12 protein-coding genes are annotated in these 20684 nt (G+C 70.4%); 5 read left to right on the forward strand and 7 right to left on the reverse strand.

Going from position 1 to position 20684, the window contains the following annotated elements; translation table 11 throughout:
* Positions 1–69: 69 nt before the first annotated feature.
* The 3 genes from ACLQ2R_RS33350 to ACLQ2R_RS33360 all read left to right on the forward strand — a co-directional run bounded on the left by ACLQ2R_RS33350 (position 70) and on the right by ACLQ2R_RS33360 (position 8050).
* Positions 70–3126, forward strand: coding sequence for an amino acid adenylation domain-containing protein (locus tag ACLQ2R_RS33350; protein ID WP_425965396.1), 3057 nt, complete (start codon positions 70–72; stop codon positions 3124–3126).
* Positions 3127–3315: 189 nt separating this feature from the next.
* Positions 3316–4578, forward strand: coding sequence for a cytochrome P450 (locus ACLQ2R_RS33355; RefSeq protein WP_425965397.1), 1263 nt, complete (start codon positions 3316–3318; stop codon positions 4576–4578).
* 115 nt (positions 4579–4693) lie between these two features.
* The gene (locus ACLQ2R_RS33360) at positions 4694–8050 is read left to right on the forward strand and encodes a condensation domain-containing protein (RefSeq protein ID WP_425965398.1); all 3357 of its coding nucleotides are present in this window, start codon (positions 4694–4696) and stop codon (positions 8048–8050) included.
* Between the two features lie 11 nt (positions 8051–8061).
* Here ACLQ2R_RS33360 and ACLQ2R_RS33365 read toward each other — a convergent pair whose 3' ends face one another.
* The 5 genes from ACLQ2R_RS33365 to ACLQ2R_RS33385 all read right to left on the reverse strand — a co-directional run bounded on the left by ACLQ2R_RS33365 (position 8062) and on the right by ACLQ2R_RS33385 (position 17536).
* Positions 8062–9216: an alpha/beta fold hydrolase gene (locus ACLQ2R_RS33365; RefSeq protein ID WP_425965399.1), complete on the reverse strand. Its 1155-nt coding sequence runs from the start codon at positions 9214–9216 to the stop codon at positions 8062–8064.
* A 21-nt stretch (positions 9217–9237) separates the two neighbouring features.
* Complete coding sequence (locus ACLQ2R_RS33370) at positions 9238–9501, reverse strand: acyl carrier protein (protein WP_425965400.1); 264 nt, start codon at positions 9499–9501, stop codon at positions 9238–9240.
* A gap of 47 nt (positions 9502–9548) precedes the next feature.
* Positions 9549–15224, reverse strand: a complete 5676-nt coding sequence (locus ACLQ2R_RS33375; protein WP_425965401.1) for an amino acid adenylation domain-containing protein — start codon at positions 15222–15224, stop codon at positions 9549–9551.
* 86 nt (positions 15225–15310) lie between these two features.
* Positions 15311–17227, reverse strand: a complete 1917-nt coding sequence (locus tag ACLQ2R_RS33380; protein WP_425965402.1) for an AMP-binding protein — start codon at positions 17225–17227, stop codon at positions 15311–15313.
* Positions 17228–17329: 102 nt separating this feature from the next.
* Positions 17330–17536 (reverse strand): MbtH family protein, encoded by a 207-nt coding sequence (locus ACLQ2R_RS33385; RefSeq protein ID WP_425965403.1) that lies wholly within the window; start codon positions 17534–17536, stop codon positions 17330–17332.
* A 165-nt stretch (positions 17537–17701) separates the two neighbouring features.
* On the opposite strand from ACLQ2R_RS33385, the gene ACLQ2R_RS33390 reads away from it, so the two are divergent.
* On the forward strand, positions 17702–18109 hold the full coding sequence (locus ACLQ2R_RS33390) for a type II toxin-antitoxin system VapC family toxin (RefSeq protein ID WP_425965404.1): 408 nt from the start codon (positions 17702–17704) through the stop codon (positions 18107–18109).
* Between the two features lie 266 nt (positions 18110–18375).
* Here ACLQ2R_RS33390 and ACLQ2R_RS33395 read toward each other — a convergent pair whose 3' ends face one another.
* Entirely contained in the window at positions 18376–18630 is a 255-nt protein-coding gene (locus ACLQ2R_RS33395) for a helix-turn-helix transcriptional regulator (protein WP_425965405.1), read from the reverse strand.
* A gap of 143 nt (positions 18631–18773) precedes the next feature.
* On the opposite strand from ACLQ2R_RS33395, the gene ACLQ2R_RS33400 reads away from it, so the two are divergent.
* The gene (locus tag ACLQ2R_RS33400) at positions 18774–20165 is read left to right on the forward strand and encodes a hypothetical protein (RefSeq protein WP_425965406.1); all 1392 of its coding nucleotides are present in this window, start codon (positions 18774–18776) and stop codon (positions 20163–20165) included.
* 104 nt (positions 20166–20269) lie between these two features.
* Here ACLQ2R_RS33400 and ACLQ2R_RS33405 read toward each other — a convergent pair whose 3' ends face one another.
* Positions 20270–20641, reverse strand: a complete 372-nt coding sequence (locus ACLQ2R_RS33405) for a winged helix-turn-helix transcriptional regulator (protein WP_425965407.1) — start codon at positions 20639–20641, stop codon at positions 20270–20272.
* Positions 20642–20684: the final 43 nt, after the last annotated feature.

A 20684-nucleotide genomic window follows, 5' to 3' on the forward strand; every position in this document is an offset into this window, starting at 1 on the left:
GGGGCCCCCACGGCGGATGAAGCGCCGGACGCCGTCACGGTGCGCCGGGCCGATCGCGGAGCCGACGCCATGATCACGGTTCCGCAGCAGATCCTGGTTCAGGCGGAGCGATCACCGCAGCGGGTGGCGGTCGAGTCGGCGGGCAACCGCCTGACCTACGCGCAGGTGCTCGCCGAGGCCGCCTGCCTGGCCGAGCACCTGCGCCGCATCGGCGTCGGGCCGGGCGATCTGGCAGCGGTGGCGGTGCCGCGCGGCGTCGACCTGGTTCCGGCGCTGCTCGGCGTCCAGTTCTCCGGCGCGGCGTACGTGCCCCTGGACCTCGAGCACCCGGCCGACCGGCTCAACTACATCATCGAAGATTCCCGAGCCAAGGTCGTGGTGACCGCCGACGCCGCCGGTTCCCGCGGTCTGCGCGCCGGCACGCAGGTCTACCTGAACGACATCGCGGTGCGTCCCGGTCCGGTACGCCTCGCCGAGCTGGACGCCGAATCCGCCGCCTACGTCGTCTACACCTCCGGTTCGACCGGGCGGCCGAAGGGCGTCATGGTGACGCATCGCGCGTTCGCCAACTTCGCCGAGTCCATGCGCGATCGCCCCGGGTTGCCGGACGATGTCGTGTTGCCGGCCGTGACCACGGTCTCCTTCGACATCGCCGGTCTGGAGCTGTTCCTTCCCCTGACCACCGGTGGTCGGGTGGTCATCGCACGGCATTCCGAGGCCAGTGACCCGCGTCGGCTGGCGGCCCTGCTGACTGGCACCGGCGCGCGCGTCATGCAAGCGACGCCGATCACCTGGCGGCTGTTGCTGGAGGCCGGATGGTCGCCGCCGCCCGGCTTCACGGTCCTGTGCGGCGGCGAGCGGCTGCCGGGCGAGCTGACCGATCGGCTGCTGGATGAAGGGGTCGTGCTCTGGGACCTGTACGGGCCCACCGAGACCACGGTCTGGTCGTCGGTCACCCGCTACGAACGCGGCCGCCCGACCAGGTTCGACCCGGTCCGCGAGACCACGTTGCACCTGCTCGACGAGCATCTGCGGCCGATTCCGCCCGGTAGGGCCGGTGAGCTCTACATCGGCGGCGCGGGAGTCGCCGCCGGCTACCTGGGCCGCTCTCCCCTGACCGCCACGAGGTTCGTCGCGGATCCGTTCACCGCGGCGGCGGGGGCGCGGCTGTATCGCACCGGCGACCTGGCACGCCGGCACCCGGACGGACGGATCGAGATCCTCGGCCGCAGCGACGACCAGATCAAGATCCGCGGATTCCGGATCGAGCCCGGCGAGATCGAGCACCTGCTGGCCCGGCACCCAGGAGTGGCCGAGGCCGCGATCCGGGCGTTCGGCGACACCGACGAGGCCACCCACCTGGTCGGCTACATCCGGCCTGCCGACCGGGCGGACCCACCTGATGCCAGGCGCCTGCGGCTTCACCTGGCGCGCTCCGCTCCGGCCTACATGATTCCGGCCCAGTTCGTCGTCCTGGACGAGTTCCCCCGGACGGCGAACGGCAAGCTGAACCGCTCCGCGCTCCCGGCCCCGAACGGGCCGCCGCACCACAGCGGCACCGACGACGTGGGCCGTCCCTCCTCGGAAGAGTCGGTAACCGGCACGGTCGAACAACGAATCGTCAAGATCGTGGCCGAGGTGCTCGGTCAGCCGACGATCGGCGTGCACGAGGACTTCTTCACACTGGGCGGCGACTCACTTCGCGCCGTTCAGATCGTTTTGCGGTTGAACGAGGAACTGGAGACGGAGGTCCCGATCAACGCGTTGTTCGAGACCCGCACCGTCTACGGGCTCGCCGCGCAACTCGACGCCGGCGGCGTACCGGAACCACACCCCGTGCCGCTCCTCGACGGGCGTGGCCTGCGGCTCTCGGCCGCCCAGTGGCGATTGTGGCTGCACCAGTTGTCGGCGCCGCACAGCACCGTCGACAACGCGCCGCTGGTCGTCCGCCTGCCCGGCCTCCTCGACGTCGCGGCCCTGGAGGGGGCGCTGACAGGTCTGCTCGAACGCCACGCCACCTTGCGCACGTGCTTCGAGCAGGACGACTCCGGGCTACCCGTCCCGGTCGTGGTGCCGGTGGCGCCGGTAGGGCTGAGCGTGGAGGACGGCGACCCGCGAGGCGTCCTCGCCGAAGAGCTGGCCCGGCCCTTCAATCTCGCGGCGGGGCCGCCGGTCCGCATCCGTCTGGTGCGCCAGGCCGCCGACGGGTCAACCCTGCTGCTCATGGTCGTGCACCGCATCGCGGCTGATGACCGGTCCTTGGAACTGGTCGCGAGCCAAGTACGTGCCGCCTACCGGGGCCGCACCGTGCCCACTTCGCCGCTCGGCTACACCGACTTCTCCGAATGGCAGCGTGTGTTCTCGGCGAGCCCGGCCGCGGGGCGGCACCTGGACTTCTGGCGCACAACGCTGGCCGGGCTCTCCCTGGCCGAACTGCCCGCCGATCGGCCGCGCCCCCTTGCCCGCGACTGGCGCAGCGGCACGGTCCGGTTCGACGTGCCGCCGGATGTGGCACGCCGCCTGTACGAGGTCGCCGCCGACCACGACACCACCCCCTTCGCGGGACTGCTGGCGGGGCTTCACGCCCTCCTGGCCCGCTACACGGGCGGGACCGATCTGGCCGTCGGCGTACCGGTCTGCGGCCGGGACCGGCCCGAACTGGAGAACATCGTGGGAATGCTCGAGGAGACCACGGTGATCCGGGTGGACCTCGGCAACAGCCCGAGCTTCGGCGAACTGCTGGCTTGCGTTCGCGAGGCCACGCTCGCCGCCGTCGACCACGCCGTGCTGCCGTTCGAGGATATCGTCGCGGCCGTCGCCGGAACCGCGGAGAGCGAACCGGCACCGGGACGCAACCCCCTGTTCGACGTTTTCTTCACCCTTCACGAGATTCCCGCCGAGCCGCCCGGATTCCTGTTGCCAGACGCGCCGGGAACACGGTTCGACCTCGGCTGCCACCTCACCGAGCGGCCGGACGGCGGAATCGACGGCCGGTTCGAGTACGCCACACAACTTTTCGACGAGGCCACGATCACCCGTCTCGCGAGCGCCTACGTCGACCTGCTCGCGAAGGTCGGCGCGGACCCGGGCGCGCAGGTCACGGCGACGCCGGTCCGGCCCCGCTGATCCCGGGCCGCTCCCCCGGTCCGGGATCCGGCTCGCCGTCGCGGTCGTGGCCGCGATCCGGCGCGATGTCCCTGGAAGCGGGGAGATGCCTGCCTGTGCGCGCGGCGGGATGCTTGCCAGCATGAGCGCCCCGACACCGCCTCGCCCACCGGCGAACAGCAACCGCCGAGCCGCCCCGGTAGCCGCCGCATGACCACCACCAACGGCTCCCACGGCCAGGCACTGCACCGCACCGATCCGATCCCGGACATCGATCTGGCCGATCCCGATCCAGCGCGCGCCGCCGCGCTGGATCGGCTCTTCACCGAGTTGCGGCGCGAGCATCCGGTCTTCTGGCACGGCCCGAAGAGCCGGCCGGGCTTTTGGGCGGTCATCGGGTACGCCGAGACCATGCAGGTCTACCGGGACGCCCCCACCTTCTCCGCCACGCACGGCATGACCATCGACAGCCTTCGCCCTGACCAGGATCCGGCGAGCGGGATGATGATCGAGGTCACCGATCCCCCGGAGCATCGCCGCCTGCGCCGGAGCGTCGGCGCCTTCTTCGTCGACGGCGTCGTCGCCGGCCTGGCACCGGCGATCGACGAGTACGTACGGGGGCTGCTCACCGGGATCCGCGACCGCGGCGGCACGATCGACTTCGTCGAAGCCGTCGCCGCCAGGGTCCCGACCTATGCCGCGGGCCTGCTGCTCGGACTACCTCCCGGTGATCTTGAGTGGATCACGAGCCGGACGGCGCTGGTGTTCCTGTCGGGGCCGGACACCGACACGCGCGGCGAACTGCGTGAAGCGGCCGAGCAGGCGAACGGCGAGTTGCTGGGCTACTTCGCCAAGCTGCTGCGCACGAACCGGCGCGGAAGTGGAGCCGGCAGCCTCGTGCACCGATTGGCGGCCGGGACCGCCAACCGCGAGGGCATGAGCACCGGCGAGGCGGTCCTGAACGCTCTCAACCTGGCCATCGGCGGAACCACCACGACACGCAGCGCGCTGACCAACCTCATGCACGGGCTGACGCAGCTCCCGGAGGTCTTCCAGGCGCTCCGTGACGAGCCGTCGGCGGTGCCGACGGCCGTCGAGGAGGCCGTACGGTGGGCGAACCCGGTGCGGCATCTCGCCCGCGTCGCCACCCGCGACGTCGAGCTCGCCGGCAGGAACATCCGGGCCCACGATCCGGTGCTTGTCTGGCCCCGCTCCGCCAACCGCGACGAGAGCGTCTTCGTGCGGCCGCATCGCTTCGACATCCACCGCCACCCGAACCCGCACATCGGTTTCGCGGCCGGCCCGCACAGCTGCCCGGGTACCGGGCTCGCCCGAGTGCAGCTCAGGGCGGTGCTCGGCCACACGCTGGAGATCTTCACCGGCGTCGAGCCGGTGGGCCCGGCGGAGCTGCTTCAGTCGAACTTCCTGCACGGGTACGCCCGCCTGCCGGTCCGGTTCGCCACGGCGTCCTGAGGATGGCCTTTCATGCGACCGGATGCGATGCCATCCCCTGGCAAGGCATCCTTTTACGTGACAACCGCCGGGAACGGCGCGACCGTACTGTTCGGTTATGGCGCGTCCTTCGCTTGTGACATCCTCCGCCGGCTCCGACGACGGCTCCCACGACGGCACCCCGCACGACCCGCCAGGCGCGCACGCCGAGCGGTCGCTGCCGCCGCGCACACCGTATGAGGATGCGATCGTCGGCATCCTCGGTGACGTCCTGGGGTGCTCCGGCATCGACGTCAACGACCGCCTGCTCGCCCTTGGCGACGTGTCCCAGGTGCCGCGCGTGGTCGCGCAGATCCGAAAGACGATCGGTGTCGACATCCCGGTCGCGGACTACGTCGAGTCCGGTACCGTCACCGCTCTGGCGTCGGTCGTGGCCGCCAAGTCGCTCGCGGCCCGCTCCGCCGCCCGCCCCCACGCGATGGGACCGCGGCCGAGCGACGCTCGCCCCGTGCTCTCGTTCGACCAGCAACGGCTGTGGATGGAGAACCAGCTCCTGCCCGGCGTGATCTACAACGTGCACGGGCGGCGCCGGATCGTCGGGGAGCTGAACGTGGCGGTCCTCGAGGCGAGCATCCGCGCGATCGTCGCTCGCCACGAGACGCTGCGCACGAGGTTCCCGGCCGGTGAAGGCGAGCCGGTGCAGGTGGTGGACGACCATGCCGACGACGGGCTCATCAGGATCACAGACCTCACCGGCCTGCGTGGCCAGGACGGTGACGAGACCGCCGAGCGCGCGGCCCGGCGCCTGCTCGACGAGGAGCTCACGACGCCGTTCGACCTGACGACCGGCCCGCTCATCCGCTGTCTGCTGATCAAGCTCGGCGACGACGAGCACGCACTCGGCGTCACCATGCACCACATCGTCTCCGACGCGTGGTCGATCGGACTGTTCATCCGCGAGCTGACCGCGCTGTACGAGGCGGGTGGGGATCCGCGCCGCGCCGGCCTGTCCCCTCTTCCCGTGCAGTACCGCGACTACGCGGTCTGGCAGCGAAGCTGGCTCTCCGGTGAGGCCCTGGAGAACCAGATCAACCACTGGCGCCGGCACCTGCAGGCAGCACCACGTGCCCTGGCCATGCCGACGGTGCAGCGGCGGACGAACGCGATGCGAGCCGAAGCCGGCCAGGTCGTGGCCGAACTGTCAGCACAAGAGACCGCGTCATTGCGTCAGCTGTGCCGCTCGCACGGGGTCACCTCGTTCATGGTGCTCTACGCGGTGCTCGCAACGATCTTCAGTCGGTGGTCGGGTCAGACCGACCTCGTCATCGGGGTTCCCGTCGCCGGCCGGACGAACCGCGCGACCGACAGGCTGATCGGTTTTTTCGTCAACATGCTGCCGCTGCGGGTGGACCTGTCGGACAACCCGACGTTCGTACGGCTGCTCGAGCGCGTACGCCGGGTGGCGCTCGACGGCTACGCGCACGCCGAAGCTCCCATGGACGAACTCGTCCGGGACCTGAACATCGCCCGTGACCCGCGCCGCACGCCGCTGTTCGAGGTGGTGCTCAACGTCGTCGCCAGCCCCGAGGCGGAGGACGTCACCAGTCTCACCATCGAGCAGATGGAGACGCCATCGTTGTTCAGCCGCTACGACCTGACGCTCACCGCGCAGGAGTCGGGCGGTGTGCTGCGCTTCAAGCTCGACTTCCCCGCCGACCGCTGCGACCCGCCGACGGGCCGTGAACTGCTGCGGCAGCTGCGCATGCTCCTGCGCGCCGCGGCCTCCGACCCCGATGCGCGACTGTTCGACGCGGCGGCCGAGGAGCCGGACAGTGCCGCGGCGAGCGATTTTGCGGCCGAGCCGTCCGTTCGCCCGGCACCCCACGTCGCCGTCGCGCGACACGCCGCCGACCACGAACTGGTCGCCGTCGAGGACGGCGCGGGCCGCTGGAGCTACCGGTGGCTGGCGTCGGCCGCCGATAAGGTCGCCGATGTGCTGACGCGGCGCGGCGTCACGGCCGCGGACCGACTCGGCGTGGTCCGGCGTCCGAGCGCCGCCTTCGTGGCGGTCCTGGCCGGTGCGGCGAAGGCGGGGGTGACCTGCACCGTGATCGAGACCGACGATCCGGCGCTGACCGGCCCGCTCGGAATCTCAACGGTGCTGGACACGAACCCGGCGGGCGAACCGGCGGCCGGCACGATCGACCTGAGCCCGCTCCTGTCAGCCGGCACCGATGCCGATGCCGCGGGGCTTGTTCTCGCGGGCTCCGCCACAGCCGAGGCGGCGCCGGGCGACTGGGCGGTCGAACGTTTCGGGTTCGGCCACGACGACCGGTTCGTGGTGCTGTCCAGCCGTCCAGGTCACCTGATGTCGGCGCTGTGCAGCACGTTCGGCGCCGGAGCGACCCTGGTGATCCCCGACCGCGGGTTCGGCAACGACATCGGCGCGCTCAGCACCTGGCTGCGCGACAACGCCGTCACGGTCGCCTACCTCGATCCGCCGATCCTGCGTGCGCTGTCCACCCAAAAGCCTCTGCCGAGCCTGCCCGCGTTGCGGTGCGTGTTCGTCGACAACACCGGGGACCTGCTGCCGCACGACGTCGAGGCGGCACGGCAGATGGCGCCGGGGTGCCGGTGCGTGGGCCTCTACCGCGTCGCGGCGGACGGTCGCCCGCTCGCCTGCTACGACGCCCCCGCCGGACTGGAGGCCCGCAACGCGCCGCTGCGTGTGCCGCTCGGCACCCCCCTGCCCGGCACGGGGATGGAGCTGCGGCGCTCTTGCGGGCAGACGGCGGCGGTCGGCGAGCTGGCCGAGATCTGGCACGACACCGAACGCACCGGCGACCTCGGGCGCAGGTGGCCCGACGGTTCCTTGGAGTACGCGGGCGAGTCGGGCGAAAGTTCTGCCGTCGACCTCATCGAGACCGTCACCGTTCTGCGGGACGTTCCCGAGGTCCGGGACGCGATCGTCGTCGAGCGAGCCGCCGCCGACGGAGCCGCGACGTTGATCGGCTACGTGGCCGGCCCCGATCCGCAGCTCGACACGATGACCGTCCGCAACTTCGTGAAGGCCCGCCTCCCCGAACACCTGGTGCCCGGCCACCTGTTCGTGCTCGAGGCACTGCCGCGGACGCCGTGGGGCGGATACGACCTGCGGGCCCTGCCTCGCCCCACGGGGGACGCGGTGGACGGTGACGACTACGCCGCGCCGCGCACGCCGATGGAGCGGCAGATCACCGAGATCCTCCAGGAACTGCTCGACATCGACCGGGTCGGTATCTACGACAGCTTCTTCGAACTCGGTGGTTTCTCGATGCTTGCGACACGACTCATCGTCCGTGTCCGTGACGCCTTCCGGGTCCAGCTCGCCGTACGGGACGTGTTCGAGTCGCCGACCGTCGACGAACTGGCACGGTTGATCGTCCGCGCGCAGGTGGAGCAGGTCGACATCGCCGACCTCGAGGCGCTGCTCGCGGAGGCCGAACAGGCCTGAGCGGTGCCCGGTCAGCCGGCGAGGAACGAGGTGAGGCAGGCGACCTGCTCGGGAGTCGCACGGAAGGCGTCCAGGTGATTTCCGTGCTCGGCCGACACCAGCCGTGCGCCGGGTATGATCTCGGCCAGCCGCCGGGAGCCGTCGGGGTGCGCGGTGTCGTCGTCCTCACTGGTGACGATGAGGCAGGGCAGGCTCACCATGGCCGCTGTCTGGCGGGAGTCCCAGTGCATGGTCGCCCCGGTGAGCTTGGCGTAGCGGTAGAACAGCTCGGCCGTGGCGTACGGCCGTACCACCAGTGGGCCGATCCGCTCCGGGACACCGGTCATCGGGCCGCTGGTGAGCTTGTCGCGAAGCCAGGCCGCGGTGTCGCGTGACTCACCGCCTAAATCCAGCAGGGCACGCAGATTGATCTGGTGGTCGCTCTTCTTGGCCTGGCCGCCCAGCTCCAGGTCAGCGTGCCACAGGCTCACGGAGCCGACTCGATCGGGCCGCCTGGCGGCCGCCGCCAACGCCACGGCCGCGCCGCCGCAGATGCCCATGAGGTGCACCGAGCCGGTGGAGAGCTCCTCCGTCAGCGCGAGCAGATCATCCACCTGGTGGCCGACGTCGTAGCCCCGCCGGTCGAAGGTCTCCGGTTCCTCGATCCGCTCGCTGGTGCCTCGCGTCTGGATGACCAGGCAGCGGTAGGAGGAGCTCAGCGCCGTGAGCCACGGCAGCGAGAGCCGGTAGCTCAAGGCACAAGGCGGCGATATCAGCACGCAGGGCGCGTCCTGCGGGCCCGCGTCGACGGCCGTGATCACGCTGCCGTCCGGCCGGTGCACCGTGTGCAGCCGATACCCGGCGTTCTCCGCCTGGCGAAGGCGCCGGGCCTCGGCGGCCGCGGCGGCCACGTCCTCGCAGGACAGGCCGGCCAGTTCGGGGGCGCGCTGCGCGCGCTGGATCTCCGCCGCCAGGCTGAGGAGGGCGAAGTCCCGCTCGCGTTCACCGGACGGCGCGTCGAAGGTGAGCGGGACCTCCAGCGCCCGGCACAGCGCGGCGACCAGATCCGGTGCTCGGTCGCAGGTGTCGGGATAGAGCGCGAACGGGCCGATCTGGATGGTCAGACCCTCCAGTTGCCGCACCGCGTCGACCAGGTCTGCCAGCGCGATCGAAAAGGCCTCGGTCATGGCTGCTTGACTCATCCTTCGTCAGCGCGATGGCCGCGCGACCCTGGCCAGGTTGCGGGCCGTGATCGTCGCGTCGAGATCGCGCGGGTTGATGTCCAGGTGGAGCGTGCGGTTCGCCAGGGCGACGATCCGGACGATCGACAGCGACGTGCCGCCGTGACCGGCGAGGTCGTCGTCGGCGGCGATGTCGGGATTGCACAACACCTCTCGTGTGAGGGCCAGGATCCGGCCGAGCCGCTCCTCGCCGGAGCCGTTCTCCGTACCGTCAAGGAACGAGATCGCCACGTCGGCTCCTCCTCGAAGATCAGTATCTGGGCGATCTCGCGCTCTGGTCATCCGGCCGGCGCGTCGTCGCCGGCGGGATCGGGGAGCGCGGCCAGGTCGTAGTCGCCGCTGCTCGTCAGCGGAAGCCGCTTCAGCCTCACCACGTGCCGCGGGAGCAGATACTGCGGCAGATGGGTCACCAAGCGTTGCCGCAGCCGGTCGAGATCGACGGTGGCGTCCCGGCAGGCGATGTAAGCCACCAGTCCGGGCCGGTCGTCGCGTTCCCGGTAGCCGGTCACCACCGCGTCCAGGACGTCGGGCAGGTCACGCAGGACCGCGACCGTCTCCAGCGGGTCGCCCTGCGGTGCGCCCGCCCTGCCCGTGGTCGCCGGGCCGGCGAATTCGACCATGCCGTCGGGCCGTCGCCGGACGAGATCCCCGGTACGGGTGGCGCCGAGGTGGAGCTCCCCCACCTCGGCGGTCGCGGCCGGTCTCCCGGCCGCGTTACGCACGACCGCCGAAGGGCCGGTGAAGTGCCTGCCGATCGGCACGCGCAGCGGTGCCGTGGACGGCGACCACGTGCCGGGCACCTCGTAGGCGGCCAGTGGCGCGTTCCCCCCGGCCGGCCGGTACAGGGCCACCACCCGGCAGCTTGGAGCGAGCCGCCGCATCAGTGCCACGTCGTGGGCGGTGAGGTCGCCCCGGTTGTCGAGGAACGCATGACGCAGCAGCGGCAGGACCGTCCCGCCCGGATGCGGAGTCAGCGCCCGTAGCAGCGGCGCGGTCAGGTAGACCGCGGTCGCGCCGGTATCGCGCAACCACGCCGGCAGCGCATCGGGGTCGCCGGCCGTCACCTCGTCGGCGAGGGCCACCGCGGCCCCGGCGGCCAGCGCCAGGGACATGGCGCACATCGTCAGGCCGGCGTCGCCGGTGGGGACGGCGAGCAGATCGTCACCGGTCAGGCCGGAGAGCCGATCACCGGCAGGGCCGGGCCCCTTGGACGTCTCGGCGGGCCCATCACCGCCTGCGCCCGGAGCGCGCAGCAGCTCACCGACGTCGATCACCCCGCCTGCACCCGCGGCCGGAGACGGGTCGAACACGACAGACCCCGCCGGAACGTCGCCAGGCTCGATGAGCGTGTAGGGCACGTCGGCCCGCGCGCAGCCCACAAGCGCGGCCACGAGTCCGGCCGACCGGCGCCGGACCACGGCCACCGCGCCCGGTCCCGCGTGCCCGGACGCCAGGTCGGCGACGGCCACGGTCGCCCTGGCCAGTTGCCGGTAGGTCCACTCGCCGTCCCGGTCGACCACCGCGCCGCGATCCGGCCGCCCCTCTGCCAGGCGTACGAGGTCGAGGTGGGGCGCCGGGGCCGCCGGCGCCGCGTCGCCGTCCTCGGCCGGGCGCTCCAGTTCGCAGGCCAGGATGCCGCGGGAGGGGTCGTCGGCGGCCGCGGCGAGGATCGCCACGACCTGGTCCAGGAGGGCCCGCATCGCCGAGGCCTCGAAGCGTTCGGCGTGATAGAGCAGCTCAAGCCGGTAGTCGTCCGCGCTGTGGTGCACGTCCAGGTTGAGGTCGAACTTGCTCGGCTGCGCCGGGAGGTCCGGTGCCTGCGCCGCGATGCCGGGCAGCCGCCACTCCTGCCCGGCGTCCTCGATCATGTTCAGCAGCACCTGGAACAGCGGCGTCCGCGACGGGTCTCGCACCGCCCCCAGCCTGCCGACCAGAATCTCGAACGGGGTCCCGCCGTGGTTTACATACCCTTCGACGGCCGTGCGCCGTACCCGGTCGAGCACCTGACCGAACGCCGGGTCGCCGGTGAGCTCGACGCGCAGCGGAACGGTGTTGACGAAGAGGCCGATCAGCGTGTCGGTGCCTGACGCTCCTCGCGTGTCCACCGGGACACCGATGACCACGTCGTCTTGACCGGACCAGCGGCGCAGCACGCTCGCCAGGGCGGCGAGCATCGCCATGAACGGGGTCACCCGGTGAACCCGGCACAGTTTGTGCAGCGCGGCCACCTCGTCGGCGCCCAGGACGGCCCGCACCTTACCGCCGACCGTGCCTTGTGACGGCAGCCGCCGGCGGGCGGTCGGCAGGGCCAGCGCGGGCGGCGCCCCCGCGAGCCGGTCACGCCAGTACTCGATGGGTTCTGCCAGGTGCTCGTCGGTCAGTGTGCTCCGCTGCCATACCGCGTAGTCCAGGTACTGGACCGCCAGCGGCGGCAGTGCGGCCCGCTCGGCTTCGCCGCCGGCCCGATACAGCGTGGAGAGCTCACGCAGGATCAAACCGATCGACCGGCCGTCGGAGACGATGTGATGAACCGTCACGCTGAGCAGGTGTTCGGTGTCGCTCAGTCGTACCAGCAGGCAGCGAAGCAGCGGCCCGCGGACCAGGTCGAAGGGCATGGCCGCCTCGTCGTCGGCCAGGCGCATCGCCGCACCGGCTCCTTCGGCGCCGAGCCCGGACAGGTCCTCCACGGTGATCCGCCACGAGGGGTCCGGCTCGGCCACCCGTTGCTCGGGCAGCCCTCGCACGACGGGGAACGTCGTGCGCAGGCTCTCGTGCCGCTCGATGATCGCTCGGATGCTGCGTTCCAGGACCGGCACGTCGAGGGGGCCGCGAAGCCACTGACGTCCGTGCACGTTGTAGGCGACCTTGGACCTGATCTGGCACTCCAGCCAGACTCGCTGCTGCTCGAAGGAGAGAACGGGTCTGGCGCCGGGCGGCCGCGCCGGGACCGCCTGCCCGGCGTATGACGGTTCGGGCGTGGAAAGCGCGGCGGCGAGATCGGCCAGCCGAGAGTTCTCGAAGACCAGCCGCAACGAAAGTGCGCGGCCCGACCGTTCGCGCAGCCCGATGAGCACCTCACCGGCCTTCAGCGAGTCGCCGCCCAGATCGAAGAAGTCGTCGTCACGTCCGACCGCATCCAGGCCGAGAACCTGCCGCCAGACCTCGGCGACCAGTTCCTCGTCGGTTCCGCGCGGCGGCTCGCCGCCGACCGCGGCCGGGGCGTCCGCGACCGGCAGCGCCAGGCGGTCCACCTTGCCGTTCGGAGTGCGCGGCAGCGCGTCGAGGACGACCAGGGTGCTCGGGACCATGACGATGGGCAGCGTGCGCCGCAGGTACGCCCGGACATCACCCACATTCAGGCCGCCGGGGCGGCGCGCGGTCAGGTATCCGACGAGTCTGCCGTCCTGCAGGCAGACCGCCGCGTCGCCGACGTGCGCGTGCCGCTGCAGGGTGTTCTCGATCTCCCCCAGCTCGATCCGCTGCCCGCGCACCTTGACCTGAAAGTCGCGCCGCCCCAGGTAGAGCAGGGCACCGTCCGACCGGTAGCGCACCATGTCGCCGGTACGGTACATGCGCTCACCGGGAGCCACCGCATAAGGGTCGGCGACGTAGCGCGACGCGGTGAGCGCGGACTGGTTGACATAGCCACGGCTCAGACCGCGACCGGCCAGGTAGAGCTCGCCGACCGCGCCGACCGGCACCGGTCGCAGCCCGCCGTCGAGCACGTAGCAGCGCCCGTGAGGCAGCGGCACGCCGATCGGAGGCGGCTGTTCCGCCGGGCGCAGCAGGGTGTACGTCGAGTAGGTGGTGTCCTCGGTAGGGCCGTAGAGGTTGAAGACCGCCTCAATGTGCCCGGTGGCATACAGCTCCTCGACCAGCGATCCGGTGACCGCCTCACCGGCCAGACCGACCACCCGCGTGCTGCGCGGCAGAGCACCCGCCGCGACCAGTGCGCGAGCCGCCGACGGCACCGAGCTGACCATCGTCACCTGCGGTGGATCGGCGAGCAGGGAAAGCGCGTTGTCGACCACGACGACGGTGCCGCCCGCGCAGAGCGTGGCGAAGAACTCAAAGACCGACACGTCGAAGGAGATCGACGTCGAGGCCAGCACCCGAGACAACTGCTCCGGCGAGAAGGTACGCCCGCCCCAGACCACCATCGCCGCCGCGTTGCGGTGGGTGATGAGCACTCCCTTGGGGCGTCCCGTAGAGCCCGAGGTGTACAGCACGTACGCCAGCCGGTCCGGCGGCACCCGCCCGCCATCCACACCGGACACCGGTTCCGCCTCAAGCTCGCCGAGCTCGGCGTCGGTGACGACCATCCGTGCCGAACTGTCGGCGAGCATGTAGGCCGTTCGATCGGCCGGGTAGGCGGGATCGAGCGGCAGGTAGGCCGCTCCGGCCTTCATGATGCCCAGCATGGCCACGGCCAGGTCCACGGACCTGCCGAGCCGGATACCGACGACGTCCCCGGCTTCGACGGCCCGCTTCCGTAACAGGTGAGCGAGCTGGTTGGAGCGCTCGTCCAGCCGGCGGTAGGTCAGCGTGCGGCGCGCGTCCTCGATGGCGACCGCGTCCGGTGTCCGGGCCACCTGCGCCGCGAACAGATCGACCAGGCCGGCGTCAGGATCTTCAAGGTCTTCGGGGGCTTCAGAGTCTTCGGTGTCTGGGCCGTGCCGCCATCGAAGGAGTAGTTCCCGCTCCTGGTCGGTGAGCAGGTCGAGCAGGTCGAGCGGTGTGTCGGGCTCGGCCAGCCCGCGGGCGAGGAGCATCGGCAGCCGCTGCGCCATCCGGGTCGCCGTCGTCTGCTCGAACGTCTCTGCGCTGTAGTCCCACATTCCCCACAGCCCGCCCTGGTCGCGCCACAGGTGCAGCTCCAGGTCGTAGCGGATACCGGGACGGGCGACGGCGACCTGCTCGAGCGGCGAACCGGCCAGCGTCGGTTCGCCCCAGTCGCCCTGGAAGGCGATGCTCGCTCGCACCAGCGAACCGCCGACGTGGCGTCCCGGCGCGAGCGTGGCGACCAGGTCCTCGAACGGCACACCCCGGTGAGCCAGGGCGGCCAGGCAGGTGGCGCGCGCACGACGGACGAGTTCCCGAAAGGTCGGCCGCCCGCTGAGATCGGCCCGCAACACGAGCAGGTCGGACAGGAGGCCGACCGCGCCGTGCACACCCGGCCGTGACCGGCCCGCCTCGGGTGTTCCCAGCGCGAAGTCACTTTGGCCGCTGTGCTGTCCGAGCAGCACCTGGAACGCGGCCAGCACCACCGTGAACAGCGTGGTGCGCTCGCTGCGCGCCAGCCGTTCGGCCTCCGCGACCAGTTCGGCGGGAATCTGCAGCGGTATCGAGCCCGCCTGGAACGTCGCGTGTGCGGGGCGCGTGTGGTCGGCCGGCAGGTCCAGTTCAGGCAGACCGGCGAGCTGGGTTCGCCAGTACTCCAGTGCCGACGAGTCGGCGGGCGCCGGCGCCGGATCGGATACCACCCCTGTGAGCTCACCACGGTAGGCGGCGTCCAGCTCGGCCAACAGCACCCGCATGGAGGCTCCGTCGCAGACCAGGTGGTGCGCCACGAAGACGAGCAGGCGCTCATCGTCGGCTAGGCGGTAGCCGTGCACCCGCGCCAGCGGCCCGCGCTCGAGGTCGAACGGCTCGGCCGCGATGCGCGCCGCGTGTTCGAGCGCGGCCGCCGAGCGCTGCGGCGGCGGCAGATGCCGCAAGTCGGTTCGTTGTGCCGTAAGGGTGAGGTCGTCTCGGACGACCCGGACCGGCCCGTGGTCGCCGTCGACGAACGTGGCGCGCAGGGCCGGATGACGGCGAGCCAGGACGCGGAGCGCACCATCCAGCCGGTCCTCGTCGAGGTCTCCGGTATGCCGGGCGGCGAAGCGCAGGTTGAAGACAGCGGTGCCGGGGCACAACCGCTCGAACACCATGACCCCGCGCTGTACCTTCGACATCGGGGCGGGACCCTGCGGAGTCGGCGTTTCGCCCTCGCCTCCGGCCCGCCATCGCCGGACGAGGCCGCGTCCCGCCGCGAGATCCATCACACGACTCCCGCGCCGTTGCCGGCCGTGACCACCCGATCGCGTATGAGACCCGGTTCCTGGCCCTTGGCGAGCCAGTCCGCGATGAGAGCCTTCGCCGCGTCGTCCGGTGTGGACACGGCCAAGATGGCCTCCAGAGGCACTGTGAGGCCCAGCGCGTGTTCGAGCACGGCCGCGGCCTCCGCCGCGCGCACCGAGTCGACCCCCAGGTCGATCAGGTTGTCCGCCGGTCGGCAGTCGTCGGCCTCGCAGATCATGGAGACGACGCCGCAGATCATGGCGGTGAGCTCGCTGGTCGCCTCAGCCTGGGCTCGGCTGTCGGCCGACGCCGAGCGTGTGGCCCCGCCGGGCAGCACCTCGTCGAAGGCGCCGGACACGAAGGCCTCGCGCGTGGCGGAGCGCCGTATCTTCCCGCTGGACGTGCGCGGCAGCGAGCGCGGCGGGACCAGCGCGACAACGCCGAGGCGCAATCCGGTCCGAGACAGCACGGCCGCCCGCACCTTCGACGTCAGCGCCTCGTCCTGCTGCCCGTGCGTCTCCAGCAGGAGCACAGGCAACGGCTCGGGCCCGGTGTCGACCAGGAACGCCGCCGCCATGCGGCCGACACTGCCGGCCACGTCGAGCGCCACCGCCTCCACGTCGACCGCGTGGTGATTCACGCCGCGAAAGACGATCACGTCCTTGATCCGGCCGCTCACGAAGAGCTCACCGCCACGCAAACACCCAAGATCGCCGGTGCGCAGGAAACGCAGCCCGTCCAGCTCACCGAAGAGGTCGCCGGCATCGCCGGAGAGATAGCCGGGTGTGACGTTCGGCCCGGCGATCCAGATCTCGCCTTCCACCCCCTCCTCCACCGGCAGGTGGCGTTCTGGATCAACGATGACGACCCGCTGATCCCGAACCGGCGTTCCGCAGCTTACGGCGGCGTCGGCGGCTGGCCCTGCCCAGTGACCGGCGCTGACGATCAGCGTCGCCTCGGCGAGGCCGTAACAGGGAAGGAACGCCTCCGCACGGAAACCGGCCGGAGCGAAACGCCGCGCGAACTGCGTCATGGTCTGATGCCGGACCGTCTCGCTGCCGCTGAAGGCGACCCGCCACCGCGACAGGTCGATCCCGCTCAGCTCCTGCTCATCGCGTGCCCGGCGCACGCACAAGTCGTAGCTGAAGTTGGGGCCGCCGGTGTGGGTGGTGCCGGTCTCGCTGATCTGCATCAGCCACCACAGTGGCGCCTTGAGGAAGTCACCGGGCCGCATGATGCGCATCGGGATGCCGGCGCTCATCGGTGTCAGCAGGCCACCGACGAGACCCATGTCGTGAAACGGCGGCAGCCAGGTCAACGCGCGAGAGCCCGGGCGCAGCTCGAACCGCTCCACGATGGCCGCGGTGTTGGCGGCGAGACTGTCGTGCCGCACCAGCACACCCCTCGGCCGGCCGGTGCTTCCCGAGGTGTACTGGATGACCGCGACATCGCTCCCGGCCGTCCTGCGCCGCAACTGCGGCCACGTGCCGCCGTCTGCTTCCGCGCCGGGCACGCTCAGCACGATCGGTGTCGTGATCTCAGGGTAGGGCTGAGGTGCCACGACGACCGGCGGGCGGGCGTCGGCGACGATGCCGGCGAGCCGATCACCGTCATGCCTTGAGGACGTGCCCGGCGGGAAGGCCGGGATCACCGGCCGACCGGCGAGGAACGCGCCGAACACGGCGACCGTGTAGTCGAGCCCGGCCGGGTAGGCCAGCAGCACCGGGCCGTCGGCGACCGAGGCGAGCCGCTCGGCCAACGCGGAGGCCCGGCCGGCGACCTGTGCGTACGTCAGCGTGCTGACGGGGCCGAGCGGGTCGACGCTTTCGTAGATGACGACATCCGGCGTCCGGTCAGCCCGCGCTAGAAGCGTGTCGGTCAGCACTTCAGGCTCCATGCCGCTCAGCCTCCATGTCGCGTATCGGATCTCAGCACGCGTGGCGGTCGGGGCGTGCCTGTCCGTGCACCGATGTGTCCACGGTGATCGCGTGACGCGCGATCAGCTCCGGGTGAGTGCGCGAGCGCTGCGCGGGCGGATGTCGGTCCAGTTCGTCTCGACGTAGTCGAGGCACTCCTGCCTGGCGGCCTCGCCGTGGACCACTCGCCAGCCGGCCGGGACGGCGAGCTTGGACGGCCACAACGAGTGCTGCTCCTCGTCATTGACGAGCACCACGAAGATGCCGTCGGGATCATCGAACGGGTTCATGGCGTCACGCCCTCCTTTGTGCGTCCGCTACCGGCCGCATTCGCCGACATGGCACCACGCTACGGACCTCAGGCGCGGAAGTGCTGTCACGTGAATCAAGGACTGTCTGGCGATCACGTGCTCCGACCGCGCCGCGAACCCGCGGTCCTGTGGGAAGGTGCTCGCATGACACGATTCGCCGTCGATGCTCCGGTGGCCATCTGGCTCGCGACCGACGGTCCGGCGATTCCGGCAGGCCACGTGCTGCTCGCACCGACGTTGCTGCGATCGCAGACGCTGGCGCTCATGTACGACTCCGTCCGCCGAGGCGACAACGACGAGCGAACAGCAAAGAAGATCCTTGACGGCATCCGTTCGTTGCGCATCCGGTTGCTCGGGGACCGGGTACTTCAATCCACCGCTTGGGAGGTCGCCCGCACACTCGGCTGGCCGAACACCTACAAGGCGGAGTACATCGCGTTGACCCGGCTACAGGCGGACGCGCTGGTGACGTTCGACGACGAGCTCGCCAAGGCGGCGAGCACACTGGTTACGATCGCACCGCTGACCGAGGTACTCCAGACGTCACATTAGGGCCTGTGCGAGGCAAGGATCTTCATACGGCTGAGCCACGGATTCACGACATGACCTCGCGAAGATGGAGACCGGCCAGGTAACTGTTCGAGGTCTTATCGAAGCGGAAGGCCAGACAGCTCCTTGATCTGGCTGATACAGCGCTTGACGATGAACGGATCGCGATCGCATTATCACTCTGTGACATGAAGCGGTTCGCTTCTCCCGATAGCCCGCGCGATGCCGAGGGTGCGGGGAACCGTCGCATCACGTAAGAAAAGTGATTTTCATCCGCTGGGTGAGGTATTGCACAGGACAAATAATTCCTTGATCGGAATGTCAAGGGCGTCGGCGATCTGGAAGACGTTGTCCAGCCGGGGGCTGTACATGCCGTTCTCGATGCGGTTGATGGTCTTGCGGTCGACCTCGGCGAGTTCTCCGAGTTGCTCCTGGCTGAGCCCTTGTCCTTCCCGCACGTCGCGTAGCCGCATGCCGAACTGTCTGCGCAGCTCAGCGAGGCGTGGCGTGGTCGGGGCGGGCACTCACCCACGGTGGCGTGCATGATCCTCAAAGGTCTGTACCAAGTTTGGTACATATAGCGGAGGGTGATCAGCACTCGCCTTCCCGCGACGAAAAGCTGACAGCGATTGCTTTGCTCGCCCCGGCACACCTTAAAGAGGCAACGATGATCACCACGGAGTCGCGTCGTCCCGCCCGCACGATCGCCCTGCCGCGCCGCAACCACCACGGCGGCCACTCCCCCGCCTGGCTGCTGGTCCAAGCCGCCCAACTGTCATGGGAGATCAACTCCATCCTCTCCCTCGTCCACGGCGCACGCCTCAACCTCACCGAGGAGCTGTCCATCCAGCACGAGGCGACCCAGGCCCTGATCAACGCCGCGCACGCCGGCGTCATCGTCGAATCCCGCCTGCCCCTGGCCCCCTCCTGGAGCAGCGGAGTACCGAGCCCGCGCTCGGTGTTCGCCCAGGCCCGCGAGGCCGGCAGCGACCCGCAGACGGTCATCCCGGAGATGTACGCCCCCGCCAAACCCGACATCCCCGCCGAACACCTGCAGGCACTCAGTGAGGCCTCCCGCCCTGACCTCTTTCCGCACGCCCAGTGCACCGGCACCAACGCCAAAGGCGTGCGCTGCGCCAAGCGCATCTTCACCGGCATCGGTGCCGAGCATTGTCATGTGCACCTGACCACCGCTGAACAACAGCGCCGCGAACAACTGCGCGAGGCCCGTGAAAAGGTCCGCCAGGCCGAGGAGGATGCGATCGAGTGCCAGCGGGTGGCCTTGGCCCGCGACTGGATCGACCGCTACGGCCGACGCCCCCACCGGGTGGAACTACCCACCCTGCCACCGCGGCCGCCCCAGATCACCCTCACCCACCCCGACCTCCCGCGACCGACGGACGCTCCTCATCCGATCATCGGGGTGCACGAGAGCGGCTGGCTGACCATCTGCCCCCGCGCCGGTGAGATCATCCGCGCCTTCCTCGATGCCCCGTGCGCCTCACCACAAGAGATCGCCGCACACGCCGCGGCCCACAGCCCCGAGCGGTGGGCCGATGCTGAGCAGTGGCTGGCCTCCAGCGTCTGGGACGGCATCCAGCCGCCCCTGGACTACATACCGGCCCCCGGCGAGGTGCCCGAGCTGGATGAATACCCCGGCGTCCACACATTGCGGCTGCAGATGATCGGTGACGAGCGCAATTGGGACCGCTGGGACAGCGGCTTCTCCGCTCTTGTACAGGCCTGTGGTCACCCGGAGGTGGAGACCATGGCTGATCTACTGGCGTTTTGGCAGCACGTGGGTATCTTGACTCAAACCCAGATCCACACCTATCCTCCGGCCCGGGTCCGGGGCACGGATGCCGCCTCGTGTGCCGAGCCGCGGCTGATGATCAGCACAACGGTGCGCTCGCCCTGGCGGGTTCTGTACGCGGCCGGGCGGCCCGAGGCTCCGTACGCACTGCTGCGGGCGGTGCGCTTCTTGACCGAGGTGGCCACCCCGTGGGATCGCGAGGTCTCCCCGAACGAAGTCTTCGAATTGGCCCGCATCGCCATATAGCAAAGCGCCGCGCTATTGCCGTGGGTGGCGCGGCCCGCGCGGACCCTTGAAAGGGCTACGGTCACAGCCAAGGGCAAGGTCGGATCCGGTGGGGTGCGGTCGCCTCAAGAGGCGCCAACAGGGTGGTGCGTGGCCGCCCAGGCATCGATGTGATCGAAAGCGGTGCGCAGGGCGGCCCCCTGCTCGGTCAGGCAGTAGGTGATCCGGGTGGGCGGCCCGTCCTCGACGATGCGCCGCACCAGCCCTTGGTCGGCGAGTTCACGCAAACGCTCGGTCAACACCCGCCCCGAAAGGCCCGGCACCGCCCGAACCAGCTGACTGAAGCGAGCCTCGCCCTGACACAACAGATACAGAACCTGCAAGATCCAGCGGCGGCCGAGCAGATCGATCGCCGCCGCGGTCGAAGGCGGGAGCAGAAAGGCCGGAGATTTCACCGAATCGGTGGCGCCGGTGTCACCGGCGTTGTTCACTTCCATAGAGTTACTCCAGATAACCAGGTGATCAGAGATACCCCATGTC

The sequence above is a fragment of the Streptosporangium sp. DT93 genome (assembly GCF_049844535.1).
Taxonomy (GTDB): domain Bacteria; phylum Actinomycetota; class Actinomycetes; order Streptosporangiales; family Streptosporangiaceae; genus Streptosporangium.

What these genes read in the sequence shown, in the direction of transcription:
- ACLQ2R_RS33350 (WP_425965396.1), top strand. Translation starts at nt 70, where the DNA reads ATGATCACGGTTCCGCAGCAGATCCTGGTTCAGGCGGAGCGATCACCG.
- ACLQ2R_RS33355 (WP_425965397.1), top strand. Translation starts at nt 3,316, where the DNA reads ATGACCACCACCAACGGCTCCCACGGCCAGGCACTGCACCGCACCGAT.
- ACLQ2R_RS33365 (WP_425965399.1), bottom strand. Translation starts at nt 9,216, where the DNA reads ATGACCGAGGCCTTTTCGATCGCGCTGGCAGACCTGGTCGACGCGGTG.
- ACLQ2R_RS33375 (WP_425965401.1), bottom strand. Translation starts at nt 15,224, where the DNA reads ATGTCGAAGGTACAGCGCGGGGTCATGGTGTTCGAGCGGTTGTGCCCC.
- ACLQ2R_RS33380 (WP_425965402.1), bottom strand. Translation starts at nt 17,227, where the DNA reads ATGGAGCCTGAAGTGCTGACCGACACGCTTCTAGCGCGGGCTGACCGG.
- ACLQ2R_RS33385 (WP_425965403.1), bottom strand. Translation starts at nt 17,536, where the DNA reads ATGAACCCGTTCGATGATCCCGACGGCATCTTCGTGGTGCTCGTCAAT.
- ACLQ2R_RS33390 (WP_425965404.1), top strand. Translation starts at nt 17,702, where the DNA reads ATGACACGATTCGCCGTCGATGCTCCGGTGGCCATCTGGCTCGCGACC.
- ACLQ2R_RS33400 (WP_425965406.1), top strand. Translation starts at nt 18,774, where the DNA reads ATGATCACCACGGAGTCGCGTCGTCCCGCCCGCACGATCGCCCTGCCG.
- ACLQ2R_RS33405 (WP_425965407.1), bottom strand. Translation starts at nt 20,641, where the DNA reads ATGGAAGTGAACAACGCCGGTGACACCGGCGCCACCGATTCGGTGAAA.